Genomic DNA, 14,908 nt, shown 5'->3' on the forward strand with positions numbered 1-14,908 from the left:
CCCTATCCGCTCCCATTACAGGTGCGGCCTTCGCTTTTTCCATCCTGCTTTACCCGCACTCCCCTTCGGCTTCCCTTGCGGTAGGCTTTCCGGCACAGGGCCGGAGAGAATACGGGCTTACCACGTTCCGCGTAAATCAACGATGCGGGTTAGGTTCCGCCTCTCCGCCGGCAGTCGTGTTGTCCATGTGTCCCCACTGTGGAAGGGGACAGCCAACTGCATTACCATTTTGGTTCAGGCTTATCAGCAACTTTAGCCTGTTCTGCTTTAACGACGTTTATCAGCGATTCACATTACATTAACCATACCGCACAGCCAGGCTCCCCAGCCGCGTTGTTGCTTGCAGCTTATCGCGTCCGCCTCGCGGCTTTCGCTTTACCCCTTTCGGGGAGGGCTACCCTTTCACATCATGCTCCCTCACGGCAGTCTCCCGCCGCTTTGGTGATGTTAGGCTACTGCTGATGGAACAGCAGGTTCGGCCTGTGCCGAACGATTGATTTTCGCGACGACGTGTCGCACCCAGAGGTAGGAATCGAACGTCCCCTCCGTGACATAGCGGTAGATGTGTACCGTGGGATTCTTGTTGCCCTGGCGGACAATGCGGCCCTTGCGCTGCTCCAAATCTCCCGGCCTCCAAGGACAGTCCAGGTCATGCAGAGCAATCAGCCGGTCCTGAACGTTCATGCCAGCGCCCATTTTGAAGGTGCTGCCCATGAGTACCCGTACCCGCCCGGAACGGACCTTTGCGAACAGCTCCTTCTTTTTGGCGTCGGTATTGGCGTCATGGATGAAAGCGATCTCCCGCTCCGGGATGCCCATAGCGATGAGCTTGCTGCGGATGTCCTCATAGACGGAAAAGGGCGCGTCCGGCTTGATGTCCTCCAGCAGATTGCCCAGGGCGTGCAAATCCGTCCCGCCTGCCAACTTGTTGCCCGCCGCCATAGCGGTTCTGTCCCGTGTAGCGGCGGCAGCGGCCTTTGGGGTAGACAGGTCGCATAAAATGAGCTGGGTCAGCTTGTCCGCCTGCCCATTCTCCCAAATGCGGAATACATTTTCCACGCACATATTGACTTTACTGCCCGGATTGTCGGGAAAAAGCGGGTTAATCAGCCTCTGGTCAAGGCCCAGCTTGCGCCCATCGCTGGTGATTTTCAGCATATTGTCAATCTTGGGGTTTACCTGTCCCGTGTGAACGGCGGCGGCGCGGTCAGATAATTCCCGGACCAACTGCTTCTGTTCCTCTGAGGGCAGGGCCTTTTCTGTGTGATATTCCACTTCCGGCACAGGGAGATGGAGCTGATCGGCGGTCTTGATGTCGGCGGTCTCCCGGAACATGGCCATCAGCTCCGGCAGATTGTAGAATTTGGCAAAGCGCGTCCGAGGGCGGTATTTCCCCTCCGGGGCCAGCTCTACCTTCGTCACCGTCTCGCCAAAGATGGAGGCCCAGCTATCAAAATGGGTCAGGCTGTAATGCCGTCCCCGGCTGTCGGTGAATCCCTTGTCCAAAAGGTCCTGCTGCAAATACCGCTGCATGGTAAATAACTCGGTCATGGAGTTGCTGACCGGGGTTCCGGTGGCGAATACCACGCCGCGCCCGCCGGTGATCTCGTCCATGTAGCGGCATTTCAGCAGCATATCGCTGGACTTCTGTGCATCGGTGGTGGAAAGCCCCGCCACGTTCCGCATTTTCGTGTAGAGGAACAAATTTTTGTAGGAATGTGCTTCGTCAATAAAGAGGCGGTCCACGCCCAGCTGCTCAAAGGTCACGGAGCTGTCCTTCCGGCTGGTGTTGTTGAGCTTTTCCAGGCGGGCCTCCAGGGAACGCTTTGTGCGCTCCAACTGCTTGACGCTGAATCTGCTTGTGCCGGAGCAGTACCGTGACATGGAGCAGGAAATATTGTCTGCCTGGAGAGATTATTTCTATTTTGAAAAAGTGGAAGCTGAGAACGATTACAATGAATTAGCAGGCAGGGAAGAACGGCTGGACATCGCAGAAAATCAACTGACTGTGAACATTATCTATGTGAAGGATGGTCAGAGGTACTTTACTTATCGGAGTGATTGTGCATCTGCTGACGGAAGTTGGATCACCGATCCTCTGGTACAGATTTATACAGGGAATATTCACTGTAACTATGCTCACAGCTTTCTGACACAGTGGACATATATCCCGTCAGAAGCAGGTTCGCCAGAAAAGGCTTACCAAGAGATTGCTCCTTATATTTTGGAGTGCGGCGCTCAGGAGAGTTTGAAAGAACTGCGCCCTCTACAGAATAAGTAGGGTATGGAACTGATATACTGCTAAACTGAATGAAAACGGGAAACGGAGAACGCAGGCAAAGCGTTCTCCGTTTCCTTAAATTCCATCGTTTGAAAAAGTCAATACTGTTTTATATCCTCCTTGCGGTTCGCTAAAAATTTCCATGGTTCCATGGTGCGCCTCAACAATTTGCCAAACCAACAATACACCCAGGCCATGCCTTAAATTCAGCCTTTCATCGGTGCTTTCTATACGGTGTGTGTTGGCTTTCAATTCTTCCAGTTTTTCAGCAGACACGCCAATGCCATTGTCCGATACCGTGATGACCGTATGATTTCCGTTCCACGCTGCGGAAACAGAAATATCACATCCCCTTGAATTATGAATCATACTGTTTTGAATCAAATTATACAACGCGCGTTTCAACAGGGCCTCGTCCCCCATGGTGGACGCCATTTCACTTTCCTGATCGGAAGAAAACGTAATCCTATACTGTTCTTCCAAACCGCTGTCCAAAAACTCGCAGACAACCTGCCGCGCCAGCTCCACCAGATAGATTTTCTCCAACCGGAGCGGTTGCATAGAATACTCCAGCCTGGATGCGAGGTTTAGGTCGGAGATCAGATTTCGTAGCTTCTCTCCCTGCTTTCGGATGCAGGCCGCCTGCTCACGGGCTGGAGCCGGAAGCGTTTGGTTATCTTCCAGCTGCCCAGCAAAGCCCAGGATGACGGAGAGAGGTGTCCGCACATCATGGGAGATACCGCTGATCCAGTCGGCGCGGGCGCTGTCTTTTTTCACAATAAAAGCTCCTGCCTTGTTGAGTTGCCGGTTGATTTCCGCCAGTTCTCCCTTCTCCGTGAGGCTGACCGGCTGGCCGGAGGATACCGTTTCAATCCCCCGTAATATAGGCGTGACTGCCTTTTCAACGTGTCGGATATTTTTCCAGATCAGCAGGACCACCACAATGATATTTGCCAAAAAGACGGCAATCAGCCCGGTAAACAGATTCTTTACATAGCTTTCATTGACAGAAAAATAATATTTCGCCTGACTGCCTTTCTCACCGCCCACTACCAGAAGCCCCTGGGGATGCTCCTGCACATAGACAGGATAATCACCCAAGTACCATCGGCTGAATTTTGCTACGTCCGCCGGTGTGTACTGGCGAGGCAATTCCTCCGGCATCCGTTCCTGAAAAATGACTGTCCCCTTATCATCCAGAAGCATGGCCCAGGCGTGATGTTCCTCTAACAGTTCGGCCAGTTCCTTAGACGTTGTAAAATGTCCCGCCTCGTCCATGACAATGCTGTCACAGATTTCGTTCAAGGATAGTTTCGGAGTCTCCGAGGTCTGCCAAGCCCAAATCAGCACAGAGAAGAACAGGACAATATTGAGCAGAAGAAACAGCACGATAATGCCGATCATGGATAAAAAATATTTGCGAAAAAAGCGTTCCACGGGTTTCATTTCTCCGGCTCCTTCACCAACAGCTTATAGCCCAGACCTTTTACCGTCAGGAGCGACACGGGCTTTGACGGGTTTTCTTCGATCTTCTCCCGCAAATGCCGGATATGGGTCATCAGGGTCGTCTCATATCCCTGCCAGATGTCCCCACACAGCGTCTGGCAGAGGACGCCGATGGTGACAATCCGGCCCGCGTTCTCCGAGAGTTTCTCAAAAATGCTGTATTCCTTTGCGGTCAGCGAGATACGCTGGCCGTTTTTAATAACCTCTGCCTGGTCTAAATCGACTGCGACAGTCTCCAACTGAACAACATGGTTTTTTTCGGGATAGGCCCGCTTCAAAATTGCCTGGACCCGCAGTAGCAGCTCTTTTGGCAAGAACGGCTTGACCAGATAATCGTCTGCTCCCAGTTCAAAGCCTGCAAATCTGTCCTCGGCCTCACCCTTGGCGGTCAGCATCAGTACCGGAACCGTGCTGACTGCGCGGATTTCTTGCAGCAGCTCAAACCCATCCATGCCCGGCATCATCACATCTAAAATCAAGATGTCTGGCATTTTTTTGGAGATGAGCCGCAGCGCATCTTCTGCCGACGCCGCTGTTTCGACCTGCGTATATCCGGCACCTTCAAAAATAGAACGGGTCATAGCCAGTAAATCCCTTTCATCGTCCACAACAAGGATTTCTTTATCAAGCATGAGAACACCCCCTGTACTGCCGCCTATTATAGCGCAGAAACCGAAAAATGTATATGCTGTCGGTGCAATCTTAAGGTTATCTCAAGGTTCCCTCAAAGATAGCTCAAGGATGGCGTTGTATACTCACCCCACAAAGGAGGTAACTGCCATGAGCGAATATGTCATTGAAACAAACCATCTGACCAAGCAGTACGGGACACAAAAGAGCGTAGCGGAGCTGAACATCCATGTTCAGCGAGGCCGCATCTACGGTCTGCTGGGCCGGAACGGGGCCGGAAAGACCACCACCATGAAGATGCTGCTGGGATTGACCCAGCCCACCTCCGGGGAGGTGGCAATCTGGGGGAAGTCCCTCGCGGGCAACGAGAAGAAACTGCTGCCCCGCATCGGCAGCCTGATTGAATCCCCCGGCTTTTATCCCAATCTGACAGCAACGGAAAATCTGCGTATCTTCGCCGCTCTGCGGGGGTTGAAAAACCAGAACGCCATCAAAAGCGCCTTGGATTTGGTGGGACTGCCCTACCGGGATAAAAAGCTGTTCTCCCAATATTCCCTGGGCATGAAGCAACGGTTAGCCATTGCCCTGGCGGTCATGCACGACCCGGAGCTGCTGATTTTGGATGAACCCATCAACGGCCTGGACCCCATCGGCATCGCGGAGGTGCGCTCCTTCATCCGGGCGCTGTGTGACGAGAGGGGCAAGACCATCCTGATCTCCAGCCATATTCTCTCCGAGGTGGCGCTGCTGGCGGATGACATCGGCATTATCGACCACGGCGTGTTGCTGGAGGAGGAGAGCTTTGCGGAGCTGGAGGCCAAGAGCAGCAGATATGTCCGATTCACGGTTTCCGACACGGAGCGGGCGGCGGAAATTTTGAGGGGTGTTTTCCGCGAAAATCAGTTCACTGTGCAGGACGGCCACATTCTGCGAATGGATTCCATCAAAATCCCTGTGGCAAAGATTGTCTCCGCCTTTGTGCAGCACGGTTTGGAGGTGTCGGAGGCTACGACGGTGGAGGAAAGCCTGGAGGACTACTTCAAGCGGGTGACCGGGGGTGAGGGGATTGCTTAAACTGATTTCCTGTGAGCTGGCGAAGCTGAAACGGAAGAAATTCATTCCGTTTGTGATTCTCTCCGCATTCTTGTTCCCGCCCCCGGTGGCGCTGATGATGCTGACACCCCGCATGTTGGCCCGATACGACACAAAAGCGGAACTTTTCGACGACTTTTACCAGTTCGTCCTTGGCTATGGAGTGGAGCTGCTTCTGCCCTGCGTGATCGGCGTCATCGCCGCTATGCTGTTTTTTATGGAGCGAGACAACGACACCTTCAAAAATCTGCGTACCATTCCGGTGACCAGTACCCAGGTGATTCTTGCCAAAATCATAGTTCTGTTTCTGTTTGGACTGATCTTCTGCCTGTCTACAGCCGCCGTTACTATCGTCTGCGGGAGCCTGATTGCCGAAGTCGGCGGGCTTGGCTACAAGCTGTGGGTGGCTGTGGAGCTGGGAATCTTTGTCACGGCGGGGACCCTGCCGCTGGTGGTGCTGGTGGTCTTTTTCAGCAAGACTTATATCTTCTCCGTCCTGCTGTGCATTTTTTACAGCGTATTAAGCCTGACCGCCGAGGGCTGTTTCGGCGCTCTGCCGAAACTCCTGTGCTGGCTGATGCCGATTCCCCTCACGACCCTCTGGTGCGCCGGTGATCTGGCCAGCCACGGAGCCAGAGGCAGCGTAGGCGAATTGGAATATCTGGTTCCCACAACGGCGCAGGTTGTCCTGATTTTAGGCGTGATGTCCGTCTTATCCATTCTGCTGATCGACCAGCTGTATAAAAAGAGAAGGGGTGATTGAGGTGCTTGTTATGATGAAAACCGAGCTTTGGAAGCTGAAACGGTATCACATCATCTGGGCGGGCGTTCTCCTGATGCTGCTCTCCGTCCTGCTGACAGTTTTCTCCACTACCGCACTGGATGGCACCGTCTGGACATTCCCATTTTTCGCGGAACAGGTCATCAAGAACAATGCCACAACGATTTTTCCTATGTGCATTGCGCTGATTACCGGATATATCATCAACCGGGAGGGGACGGACGATACGCTGAAAAGTATCCTGACGGTTCCTGTGTCGTTCCCTGTTCTGCTTTTTGGCAAGCTGGTAGTTGGCGGGCTGCTCTCATTGTTCCTGGGAATTACCAGCGCGGTTTTCACCGTGACTGCCGCCTTGCTTCTGGGGTTCCCTGGCGGTGAGCTGCCAGCGATTGCACAGACTGCGGTACAAATCACGCTGAACTGCCTGTTTCTTTATGTCGCGGTCCTGCCGATCATCGCAATCGCCGCCCGCATTCAAAATGGACACCTAATTGGAGCGGTGGTGGCCTTTGTTTACGGCTATGGCGGGATGTTTGCGGCGGGGAGCACAACTCTGTCCAATATCTATCCTGTAACCGCGAGCCTGGGGCTGATTCGCTACCGCAGCTATGACGAGGCGGTTCATTGGAATCCGTTGCTCTGTACGTTCAGTCTGTTGGCTGCTTTGCTGGTTTCCGTTGTTTTTGTGAGAACTGCAAAAAAGAGTGCGACCGCAAAGAGGCTGAAAAAGCCCAAACAAGTCATCACAAAAAAAGGTTGGTAAGGAGTGTCAAACAACATGAAAAAGCAAGTAAAAATCGCCATAGGCGCCGCCGCTGTCCTGCTCATTGGTCTGATCGGCTTTTGCGCGTGGTTCCTCTCCGGCGTTGGCAGTGCCGAGTATTACTCCCAAATTGACAACAGCAAGATTGAGCAGGTGGATTCCAAGGGCGGCGTAATTAACCTGAAAGGCAACTTGCCCTACGCCTATACTCTGCTGTGCTATGACGAAAACGGCGGTAAAAAGGAAATCACTTTTGGGACATCCAGAGAACTGCGGGATGGGGCTTTTATCCGCCTGACCGTCATGCCGATCCGGGGCGTCCTGGATTGGAGCGAGGTGCAGTATAACGAGCTTCCAACAGCAGTACAGAATCATTACACCGCTCCATCAGACGATGAAAGCTGATTGCAGAGGACAAAGAGAATGTCTGCGGGAAAATTGCTGCTTATCCATAAAAGCCGGGAACAACTTGTTCTCAGCTTTCAAATGTCTCGAAACTGTGACATTTTAGGCTATTCTCATGTCGAAACAGGTTAGGACAGTGACATTCTTGTGACATTTGTGGCTTAGCATAGAGATTAGTAAAAAATCTGTCCAGCGGCAGAAAAGAAACGTGGAGCAGTATGATTATGATATGGCTTTTGGTGTTTATCATACAGGCCAACAGATGGGCGAGTTCCTACTGCGGCTAAATGTATTAAGCAGCACCATCTGATTAGCGCAGCTGCAAGCCCTAAACTTTCCAAGGAAACGATGGATTTCTTCCTCATGTTCATCTGACTCTACACTGAATGGAGCATACCATCAGCCAAAAATCCTTTGAGTAAGTACGAAATGCGTATCAATAGCATCAAACTGAATAGCCTGCCCAGCAAGATTAGGGCCAGTGGGTAAGATTTCTTTTACCCACTGGCCCAACTCCTTAACGGCACTACACTTCTTGGCAATCCGTCAACTCATGTACCATAGCACGGATGGATGCCAAGATCAACCGCCGCCCCTGTTCCGGGCAGGCCCGGTAAAGCCCGGTGATTTCCTGGATTTCGCGCTCTACCTGTTCATCTGCTGGATTGAAAATCACGTCAAAAGAAACGCCGAGAACAGTTGTGATTGTATAAAGCACCTCAAATGACGGATTCGCCTCTCCTTTTTCAATACCTGCGATATGGCGGGTGGAGAGCTTTGTCAACTCTGCCAACTGCTCCTGTGTATAACCTCGCTCTTTTCGGATCGCTCTTAACCGCGCTCCACCATTTACTAAGACATCATTCGGCATAATTCTTCACCTCAACTGTATTGTATAGTGCAGAAAGCGTGATTTGAATACCTGCGCAATTCTGACTACCATGCAATATAATTCTGATTTTTGCCGAACTTTTCAAGAAAAAATGATTCCGAGAGGCTGTTAAAAAAACGGCAGCTTTGCGGAACGCTTTTGTGCGCTCAAACACCATAAGCCACCGTTTAAGGAGATGGCTATGGTGTTTTTGCTTTGTATGGTGGAGCTGTTTCGGCTGCTCCTGATGGGTGATCTGTCAAAAAAAGCCTTGCGGCTGATACACCCTATTTTACTTATCAGCCAGAACTACAACGGCATATAAACGAGAATTATCATTCTGAAATACGGCAGAGGGCCGGGTGCTCAATGGAAGTACCCGGCCCTCTGCTTTGTCGAATCTTCGAGAAAAAAGTCAGCCCCTGCGGGTGTCGTGGCCCGCCGCCTCCGTTTCGATGCACCACCCCTATCAACGAATGAAACGGAGGAAACAAAATGTTTGACCCCAAAAGCGATTATGCGCTGAACAAGAAGGACCCGGAGGCCATTGTTTACATAGATGCCGCTGGAACGCTGACCCGGCTCACTCTGGCGGACTTCTCCAGCCCGGAAGAATTTCAGCGGTGGAAAGCATGGTCTGATGAAAGCTACCACCAGATTGAGAACGCAGAAATTACTTTCTCCAAGCGCACCCTGTCCCTGCATGGCCTGTCTGAAAAGGCTACCGCTGTCCAATCGCCAGAGGACACGCTGATGGAGGCTCTGGAACAGCGGGAGCGCGAAGAAATGCGCCGCCTGCTCATGGAGGGGCTTGATAACTGCTTGACCCGGCCCCAGCGCCGCCGCCTTTGGCTGTATTGCGTGGATAGACTGACAGTGCGGCAAATTGCCGAGGCCGAGAATGTGAAACACCAAAGTGTTGTTGAGTATTTGGCTGCGGCAAAAAAGAAGCTCCAAAATTTTTTGAAAAGTGGTGATTGATGTCCCTGCCAAAACCCCATTTTAGGGCCGGTAGGTGAAGGACGCATTTTCCCTCACCTTCACTCGTACATCGAAAATTGAATACACGGTATTGCAAGCACAAAACCCGCGTACCAGCGGCACAGGACGCGCCGCCAAGACCGCCAGCTTCAGGAGGTGATGGACAAGCTGGCCGAGCGATCAACGTAAGTCCTGGACCCGGTTTGGCACACCGGGCGCGATAACTGCGCGGGGGATAATGACACTTGCTCACGCCCGTCCACAGACTTGAGACGGAACCCTGCGGCACACGTTAGAACGATGCTGCGGAGTTATGACAGCCCTGCCAGGGGCGGCTTGCAATATCCCCCTTTCGCCGGGGGCGCGTGGCAAATACGGCGGAACTGCATCGAAACGGAATAAAACAAATAGCCGCGCCGGAACTGCGCCGCAATAGTCACGCGGCACCGTCAATGTCCGGCGCGGCTATTTTCTTAATGGAAGTTATCTGCATTTTGCAGTTTCAGCATCGGTCTGTTATCGGACGGAGGTACGTCAATATGAAGGACCAGACCAATCCCAGCATCAACACTTCGTACAAAGAGATTAAGATCGGCAAGACGCTGTACCGCGTGACCAGCGTTTTCACCGGCGAGAAAGACCTGGGTGAGACCCTGGAGCAGTTGGCGGTCCGCCGTGCTATGGCGGAAGTGACGCCTTGCCCTGCTGCTACCTAAACCATATCCAACATTACCTCGCGGCTGGCTGCATCCTTGCGTGTCATGCGCTCCCTATTCTATAATAGGTGCTGCCGGAGCAATCCGGCAGGAGCCATTCGCCGCACAGGGTATGAATCTGGCTGATCGGGAGGTAAAACAATGATCGAGAAAACATACAATGTCGGCATCTATTGTAGATTAAGCAACGATGACGAAAGAGACGGGGAATCCGTCAGCATTGAAAATCAAAAGCTGCTGCTTCAGCGGTATGTGCGGGAGCGGGGCTGGAATGAAGTGGACACCTATGTGGATGACGGCTATTCTGGAACAAACTTCCAGCGTCCCGGCGTTCAGCGCCTGATTGCTGACGCAAAGGCCGGACGCATCAATGTCATTCTCGTCAAGGACCTGTCCCGGTTCGGCAGAAACTACATCGAGTTCGGCCAGTACACCGATTACCTGTTCCCGTCCATTGGGTGTCGGTTTATCGCCCTCAACAACGGCATCGACACCATGAGTAATGACGGCAGTACCGATGTCATGTGTTTTTTGAACTTATTTAACGAGTTTTACAGCCGGGACACAAGTAAAAAGGTAAAAGCCGTCAAAAAAGCCTGCGCCGAGAGCGGGAAGTACATGGGTACATATCCTCCCATCGGCTATAAGCGTGACCCGTTGGACAAGCACCACTTTGTCATTGACGAGGAAACCGCGCCGCTGGTCCGCCGCATTTTTGCTATGCGGGCCTCCGGCATGGCGTTCCGAAAGATTGCCACCACCTTAAACGCCGAGGGCGTTCAGCCGCCCGGTGAGTTGTACTATCAGCGCCAGGGCCGCACCGACCCCCGCCGTGTCAACCACCTGTGGAACGAAAGCACCGTTAAGGTGATGATCCGCAACGAAGCCTATATCGGCAACATGGTCCAAGGCAAATGCGGCACCCTCTCCTACAAATCCAAAAAGCTGGTAGCGAAACCCAAAGATCAGTGGATTCGTGTGGAGGGGACCCATGAGCCGATCATCTCCCGCGAAGTTTGGGATACAGTTGTCAGCATCGACCAGAAGAAGGTGCGGAAGTCCGAGACTTCGGACGGCATCAAGAGCATTTTCACCGGCTTGGTCTACTGCGCGGACTGTGGATTCAAAATGCGCAACCAGGTGGAGCGGTTCACTTATAAAGATGGAAGTCCAGGGCGGTACAGCTCTTTCATGTGCGGGAGTTACTCCCGCAGCGGGAAAAGCGCCTGCACCATCCATACCATCTATGAAAATGTGCTGACGCAGATTGTCTTGGAGGACATTCGGGAGAAAGCCCGATATGCCGCCCATGACCGGGAGCGGCTGCTGGCGAAGATCATCCGCATGAAGGATAAGGAGCAGCACAGCCGTGCGGCGTCCTATGAGCAGGAGTTTCGAGTGGCCACTGCCCGTGTCGCGGAGCTGGAAAAGCTGATGCAGAATCTCTATGAAGATAAATGCGCTGGCGTTGTCCCGCCCACGGTATTCCAGACGCTGATGAAGAAGTATGAAACGGAACGTGCGCAGAAAGCCGCCGCCCTCCCGGAGCTGGAGCAGAAAGTCAGGGCGCAGTTGGAGAACCGCCATGACGCCGACCAGTGGGCTGAGATCATCCGGCGCTATACGGAGATCACCGAGCTGGATGAAACCATTCTGTTTGAGTTGGTGGACCGTATTGAGGTTGGTGAGGCCCAAAAGTGCGGCAACACCCGCGTTCAGGATGTAAAGGTATTTTATCGTTATGTCGGCTGTGTGGACGATGCGTTGTCCCAGGAAAGGCGGGCGGCGGTATGAACAAGTTGTATAAGGTGGGCATCTACTGCCGTTTGAGCGTGGATGACGCCTCCAACTCCGCCAAGGCCAAGAACTACATCCCCGCTGATGAATCCGTCAGCATCGAAAATCAGCGGGAGCTGCTGTCCAAGTTCGCCATGCTCAACGGCTGGGTGGAAACCAAGACCTATTGTGACGATGGGTATAGCGGGGGCAACTTTCAGCGGCCCGGATTTCTGGAAATGCTGGAGGACGCCCGGAACGGCGTTATCAACCTCATCCTCGTCAAAGACCTCTCCCGCCTGGGACGGGACTTCGTGGAGGTAGGCCGGTACACAGACGTTGTATTTCCCAGCCTGGGATGCCGGTTTGTTTCTGTGCTGGACTGTTTGGACAGCGAGGGCGATAACACGGATATGCTCCATTTCCGCAGTCTGATGAACGATTACCATTTACGGGACCTGAGCAGTAAGATCAAATCGGTGCTGCACAGCAAAAAGGCCAGCGGTCAGTTCATTTCCGCATACGCCCCCTACGGCTACCGCAAGAGCGCCGAGGACAAGCACAAGCTGGTCATTGATGAGTACGCTGCCGGTATCGTGCGCCGGATATATGATATGCGGCTTGCGGGTATGGCCTACGGCCAGATCACCGCAACCCTCAACCGGGAGGGCATTACCTCGCCGCGTGTCTACTGGAGCCAGATCAACGGCAAGGACGGCTGCAAAGCCACCCAGCTCTGGACCTATGCAACGGTAAAAACCATTCTCCATAATGAGGTCTACAAAGGGACGCTGCTGATGAACCACACCGGCACCCGTTCCTATAAGGACCACACGCAGATCGACAAGCCGGAAATTGAGTGGATTCGCCATGAGGCGCTGCATGAGGCCATTGTCACCGCAGAGGAATGGGAGGCCGTTCAAAAGATCAATGAGGCGGCAAGTCTCGGTTCTGTCGGCAGACAGGAGCCTACTGCAAAATTGTTCACCGGCAAGCTGGTATGCGCTGATTGCAAGACCCCTTTAAGCGCCAATGCGGAGACGCAGCATCGCAAAAATGGCACGAAAAAACGCTATGTTTCCTATTTCTGCGGGACCTATGGCAAGTCGGGCCGGAGCGTGTGTTCATGGCACAGGATTTATGAACAGACGCTGACGCAGATCGTGATTGCGGAAATCAGGTCCCAGGCCCAGGCGGTGACGGTGAATGAAGCCGCCGTAGTGGACAAGCTCAAACGCAAAATCGCAGATTATGATGGACAGCGTTTGGCCAATGCCCAGCAGGAAATCAGCAAGCTGCGCCGCAGGGTGCAGGAGTTGGAGACCATGACCGCGAAACTTTATGAGGATAAGTACAGCGGCGCGGTCAGCGAAAGCACATTCATGGTGCTGACGCAAAAAAATGAACAGGAGCGGCTTGCCAAGGCGGAACGCCTGGATGCGCTTCTGTCCGAGGTAGACAAGGCACAACAGAAAACCGCCGCCATTCATAACTGGACGGCGATTATCCGAAAGTATTTGAATTTGCAGGAACTCGACCGGGCCACCATTGATGAACTGATAGACCATATTGAAGTCGGTGAGCGTACCGTTGTAGACGGGCAGCGCAGACAGGACATCAAAGTGTTTTACCGCTTTGTAGGTCTGGTCGAGTAAAAGCAGTATGCAGTAGAATCTGGAATCTTAACCGCTTGATATATTCATGGAATCACCATTCGTTGTTCCCCCTCCCAAACAGCGTTTGTTCTTCATGACGTTTTTCAGCGCCGCTTTGTCGTTGTTCTTGTTGGCGGTGTCCACGCAGTCATTGACCGCAATATAGCGGACATTCTTCATTGGAAAGTAAATTTCTGTAAAATGGCCCACCTTCAAATGGTCGCGGCCCAACCAGGATAAATCCTTGGTGATGACCACATCAATTTTACCCGCTTCAATATCGTCCAGCATACGGTTAAAATCTGGACGGTCGAAATTAAGACCGCTCCATCCGTCGTCCACATAGACATCCACCACCAAAAAACCATGCTCTTTGGCGTATTGGGTCAACATGGCCTTTTGCGTCCTGATGCTCTCGCTGTCCCCCTGCGCCATATCGTCTTTTGACAGGCGGCAGTAGAGGGCTGTCCGTAAAACACCCATTCAGACGACCTCCTTTGTCTGATTTCTGCCCTCATTGTAATGCGTATCTTTCACATTCTCAAAGGTGCGAACGGGGCATTTCCCATGCCGCACCGCATCCACCAGCAGGGAGATGAATACCTCCCGCATATCTGCGGTGCCCAAATAGACCGGCTGCACCTTTATCGTCGGGCGTGTGACCTTTTTTGCCATAACCGTATATCCTCCCATCAAAGGCGGAGGGGGAGCACCCGCAGGCGTTCCCCCTCGTAAACATCATTCAGACAATACTTTTTGCAAGGCCAGAAAGAGATTTTTTGCTTCGGCCTGCGTCAGCGCAATACCCTTGCCGCACTTCTCCCGCCCCGGCGACCAACTGCGAATATCATACTTCGGCTCCGCGCTATTCCATGATACCAGGTTGATTTCCTTGGTGTAGCCGCTGCCGCTGACAGACAAAACGGCGATTTCTTTTGTGATTTTCATATCAATGTTTTTCATCATCAGACCACCCTCTTTGATTACCGACTGTCCCGGTTCCGCCTGCGCCGCAATTCCCGTTCCAAAAGACGGATAATGGTTTCTTCCATCTGCTGGGGCGTTGTCCCCCTGGGGAAATACTTCCGCAGCTTATCCATGCCGATTTTGATAGTTTCTTTCTGATTGCCCTTTCCCTCGGTCATAATGGCAAAAATAGCGTCCATATCAAGCTGCCCCGTCTGGCTCAACTTCTTCATCCGTTGGGCCTGGGCCAGCGAGGGTGTAGCGTCCTCGCTCTCCATCGTGGTGAGCAGATTTTCCTGTTCCTCCTGGGTCAAAAAGGACAGCTCTGCCCCAGGGGTGAGGGCGATCCTGCCCTCGTCCACCATCTGCAAAATAGGCGTCACCAACTCCATCAGGCGGATAAACCGCTGTGATTTTGTCAATATGAGTTGACACATTTCGCGCAAGGATTTTAGGATCTAAGCAGCCACCGCAGTGAGGGACAG

Annotated in this window: 16 protein-coding genes and 2 pseudogenes; 10 read left to right on the plus strand and 8 right to left on the minus strand. The window is 52.7% G+C overall.

The genetic code is table 11. The features are described 5' to 3' along the window. Window positions 1-519: 519 nt before the first annotated feature. Window positions 520-1,767: pseudogene (locus D1646_RS10735) on the minus strand (helicase-related protein); the annotation flags it as partial. 115 nt (window positions 1,768-1,882) lie between these two features. Here D1646_RS10735 and D1646_RS10740 point away from each other — a divergent pair. Further along, window positions 1,883-2,281: a hypothetical protein gene (locus tag D1646_RS10740; protein ID WP_160636453.1), complete on the plus strand. Its 399-nt coding sequence runs from the start codon at window positions 1,883-1,885 to the stop codon at window positions 2,279-2,281. A 75-nt stretch (window positions 2,282-2,356) separates the two neighbouring features. Here D1646_RS10740 and D1646_RS10745 read toward each other — a convergent pair whose 3' ends face one another. Beyond that, complete coding sequence (locus D1646_RS10745; protein WP_160636454.1) at window positions 2,357-3,727, minus strand: HAMP domain-containing sensor histidine kinase; 1,371 nt, start codon at window positions 3,725-3,727, stop codon at window positions 2,357-2,359. Further along, window positions 3,724-4,419 carry a response regulator transcription factor gene (locus tag D1646_RS10750; RefSeq protein ID WP_160636455.1) on the minus strand — a complete coding sequence of 232 codons (696 nt, stop codon included), beginning with the start codon at window positions 4,417-4,419 and terminating at the stop codon, window positions 3,724-3,726. Before D1646_RS10750 ends, D1646_RS10745 begins: the two co-directional genes overlap by 4 nt. Before the next feature lie 148 nt (window positions 4,420-4,567). Between D1646_RS10750 and D1646_RS10755 the strand changes: the two genes are divergently transcribed. From D1646_RS10755 to D1646_RS10770, 4 genes are read left to right on the plus strand one after another with little or no spacing between them, the layout of a single operon-like run. Further along, window positions 4,568-5,491, plus strand: a complete 924-nt coding sequence (locus D1646_RS10755; RefSeq protein ID WP_160636456.1) for an ABC transporter ATP-binding protein — start codon at window positions 4,568-4,570, stop codon at window positions 5,489-5,491. Beyond that, window positions 5,484-6,272, plus strand: coding sequence for an ABC transporter permease (locus D1646_RS10760; RefSeq protein WP_160636457.1), 789 nt, complete (start codon window positions 5,484-5,486; stop codon window positions 6,270-6,272). The genes D1646_RS10755 and D1646_RS10760 overlap by 8 nt, the downstream gene beginning before the upstream one ends. Window position 6,273: 1 nt before the next feature. After that, a complete protein-coding gene (locus tag D1646_RS10765) occupies window positions 6,274-7,053 on the plus strand; it encodes an ABC transporter permease (RefSeq protein WP_160636458.1) in 780 nt (259 codons plus the stop codon). A 15-nt stretch (window positions 7,054-7,068) separates the two neighbouring features. Then, a complete protein-coding gene (locus D1646_RS10770) occupies window positions 7,069-7,458 on the plus strand; it encodes a YxeA family protein (RefSeq protein WP_160636459.1) in 390 nt (129 codons plus the stop codon). 526 nt (window positions 7,459-7,984) lie between these two features. On the opposite strand, the gene D1646_RS10775 is transcribed toward D1646_RS10770, so the two are convergent. After that, window positions 7,985-8,329 carry a helix-turn-helix transcriptional regulator gene (locus tag D1646_RS10775; RefSeq protein WP_160636460.1) on the minus strand — a complete coding sequence of 115 codons (345 nt, stop codon included), beginning with the start codon at window positions 8,327-8,329 and terminating at the stop codon, window positions 7,985-7,987. A 202-nt stretch (window positions 8,330-8,531) separates the two neighbouring features. Between D1646_RS10775 and D1646_RS23700 the strand changes: the two genes are divergently transcribed. The 5 genes from D1646_RS23700 (at window position 8,532) to D1646_RS10795 (ending at window position 13,457) form a co-directional block, all read left to right on the plus strand. Further along, window positions 8,532-8,654 carry a hypothetical protein gene (locus D1646_RS23700; RefSeq protein ID WP_279279936.1) on the plus strand — a complete coding sequence of 41 codons (123 nt, stop codon included), beginning with the start codon at window positions 8,532-8,534 and terminating at the stop codon, window positions 8,652-8,654. Between the two features lie 170 nt (window positions 8,655-8,824). Next, the gene (locus tag D1646_RS10780) at window positions 8,825-9,310 is read left to right on the plus strand and encodes a sigma-70 family RNA polymerase sigma factor (protein ID WP_160636461.1); all 486 of its coding nucleotides are present in this window, start codon (window positions 8,825-8,827) and stop codon (window positions 9,308-9,310) included. Between the two features lie 494 nt (window positions 9,311-9,804). Further along, window positions 9,805-10,026 carry a hypothetical protein gene (locus D1646_RS10785; RefSeq protein WP_160636462.1) on the plus strand — a complete coding sequence of 74 codons (222 nt, stop codon included), beginning with the start codon at window positions 9,805-9,807 and terminating at the stop codon, window positions 10,024-10,026. Window positions 10,027-10,167: 141 nt separating this feature from the next. Next, the gene (locus tag D1646_RS10790; protein WP_160636463.1) at window positions 10,168-11,820 is read left to right on the plus strand and encodes a recombinase family protein; all 1,653 of its coding nucleotides are present in this window, start codon (window positions 10,168-10,170) and stop codon (window positions 11,818-11,820) included. Then, window positions 11,817-13,457, plus strand: coding sequence for a recombinase family protein (locus D1646_RS10795; protein ID WP_160636464.1), 1,641 nt, complete (start codon window positions 11,817-11,819; stop codon window positions 13,455-13,457). Before D1646_RS10790 ends, D1646_RS10795 begins: the two co-directional genes overlap by 4 nt. 27 nt (window positions 13,458-13,484) lie before the next feature. On the opposite strand, the gene D1646_RS10800 is transcribed toward D1646_RS10795, so the two are convergent. The 4 genes and pseudogenes from D1646_RS10800 to D1646_RS10815 form a co-directional block, all read right to left on the minus strand. Next, window positions 13,485-13,940 carry a recombinase family protein gene (locus D1646_RS10800; RefSeq protein ID WP_160636465.1) on the minus strand — a complete coding sequence of 152 codons (456 nt, stop codon included), beginning with the start codon at window positions 13,938-13,940 and terminating at the stop codon, window positions 13,485-13,487. After that, window positions 13,941-14,132, minus strand: a complete 192-nt coding sequence (locus tag D1646_RS10805; protein WP_160636466.1) for a hypothetical protein — start codon at window positions 14,130-14,132, stop codon at window positions 13,941-13,943. Between the two features lie 63 nt (window positions 14,133-14,195). Further along, window positions 14,196-14,420: a PC4/YdbC family ssDNA-binding protein gene (locus tag D1646_RS10810; protein WP_160636472.1), complete on the minus strand. Its 225-nt coding sequence runs from the start codon at window positions 14,418-14,420 to the stop codon at window positions 14,196-14,198. Between the two features lie 20 nt (window positions 14,421-14,440). Then, window positions 14,441-14,833, minus strand: a pseudogene (locus tag D1646_RS10815) (chromosome partitioning protein ParB); the annotation flags it as partial. Window positions 14,834-14,908 lie beyond the last annotated feature (75 nt).

The organism is Pseudoflavonifractor sp. 60 (assembly GCF_009911645.1).
Lineage (GTDB): Bacteria > Bacillota > Clostridia > Oscillospirales > Oscillospiraceae > Lawsonibacter.

Coding starts and splice junctions, on each gene's coding strand:
- D1646_RS10740 (WP_160636453.1), top strand. CDS start 1,883: ATGGAGCAGGAAATATTGTCTGCCTGGAGAGATTATTTCTATTTTGAA.
- D1646_RS10745 (WP_160636454.1), bottom strand. CDS start 3,727: ATGAAACCCGTGGAACGCTTTTTTCGCAAATATTTTTTATCCATGATC.
- D1646_RS10750 (WP_160636455.1), bottom strand. CDS start 4,419: ATGCTTGATAAAGAAATCCTTGTTGTGGACGATGAAAGGGATTTACTG.
- D1646_RS10755 (WP_160636456.1), top strand. CDS start 4,568: ATGAGCGAATATGTCATTGAAACAAACCATCTGACCAAGCAGTACGGG.
- D1646_RS10770 (WP_160636459.1), top strand. CDS start 7,069: ATGAAAAAGCAAGTAAAAATCGCCATAGGCGCCGCCGCTGTCCTGCTC.
- D1646_RS10775 (WP_160636460.1), bottom strand. CDS start 8,329: ATGCCGAATGATGTCTTAGTAAATGGTGGAGCGCGGTTAAGAGCGATC.
- D1646_RS23700 (WP_279279936.1), top strand. CDS start 8,532: ATGGTGTTTTTGCTTTGTATGGTGGAGCTGTTTCGGCTGCTCCTGATG.
- D1646_RS10780 (WP_160636461.1), top strand. CDS start 8,825: ATGTTTGACCCCAAAAGCGATTATGCGCTGAACAAGAAGGACCCGGAG.
- D1646_RS10790 (WP_160636463.1), top strand. CDS start 10,168: ATGATCGAGAAAACATACAATGTCGGCATCTATTGTAGATTAAGCAAC.
- D1646_RS10795 (WP_160636464.1), top strand. CDS start 11,817: ATGAACAAGTTGTATAAGGTGGGCATCTACTGCCGTTTGAGCGTGGAT.
- D1646_RS10800 (WP_160636465.1), bottom strand. CDS start 13,940: ATGGGTGTTTTACGGACAGCCCTCTACTGCCGCCTGTCAAAAGACGAT.
- D1646_RS10805 (WP_160636466.1), bottom strand. CDS start 14,132: ATGGCAAAAAAGGTCACACGCCCGACGATAAAGGTGCAGCCGGTCTAT.
- D1646_RS10810 (WP_160636472.1), bottom strand. CDS start 14,420: ATGAAAAACATTGATATGAAAATCACAAAAGAAATCGCCGTTTTGTCT.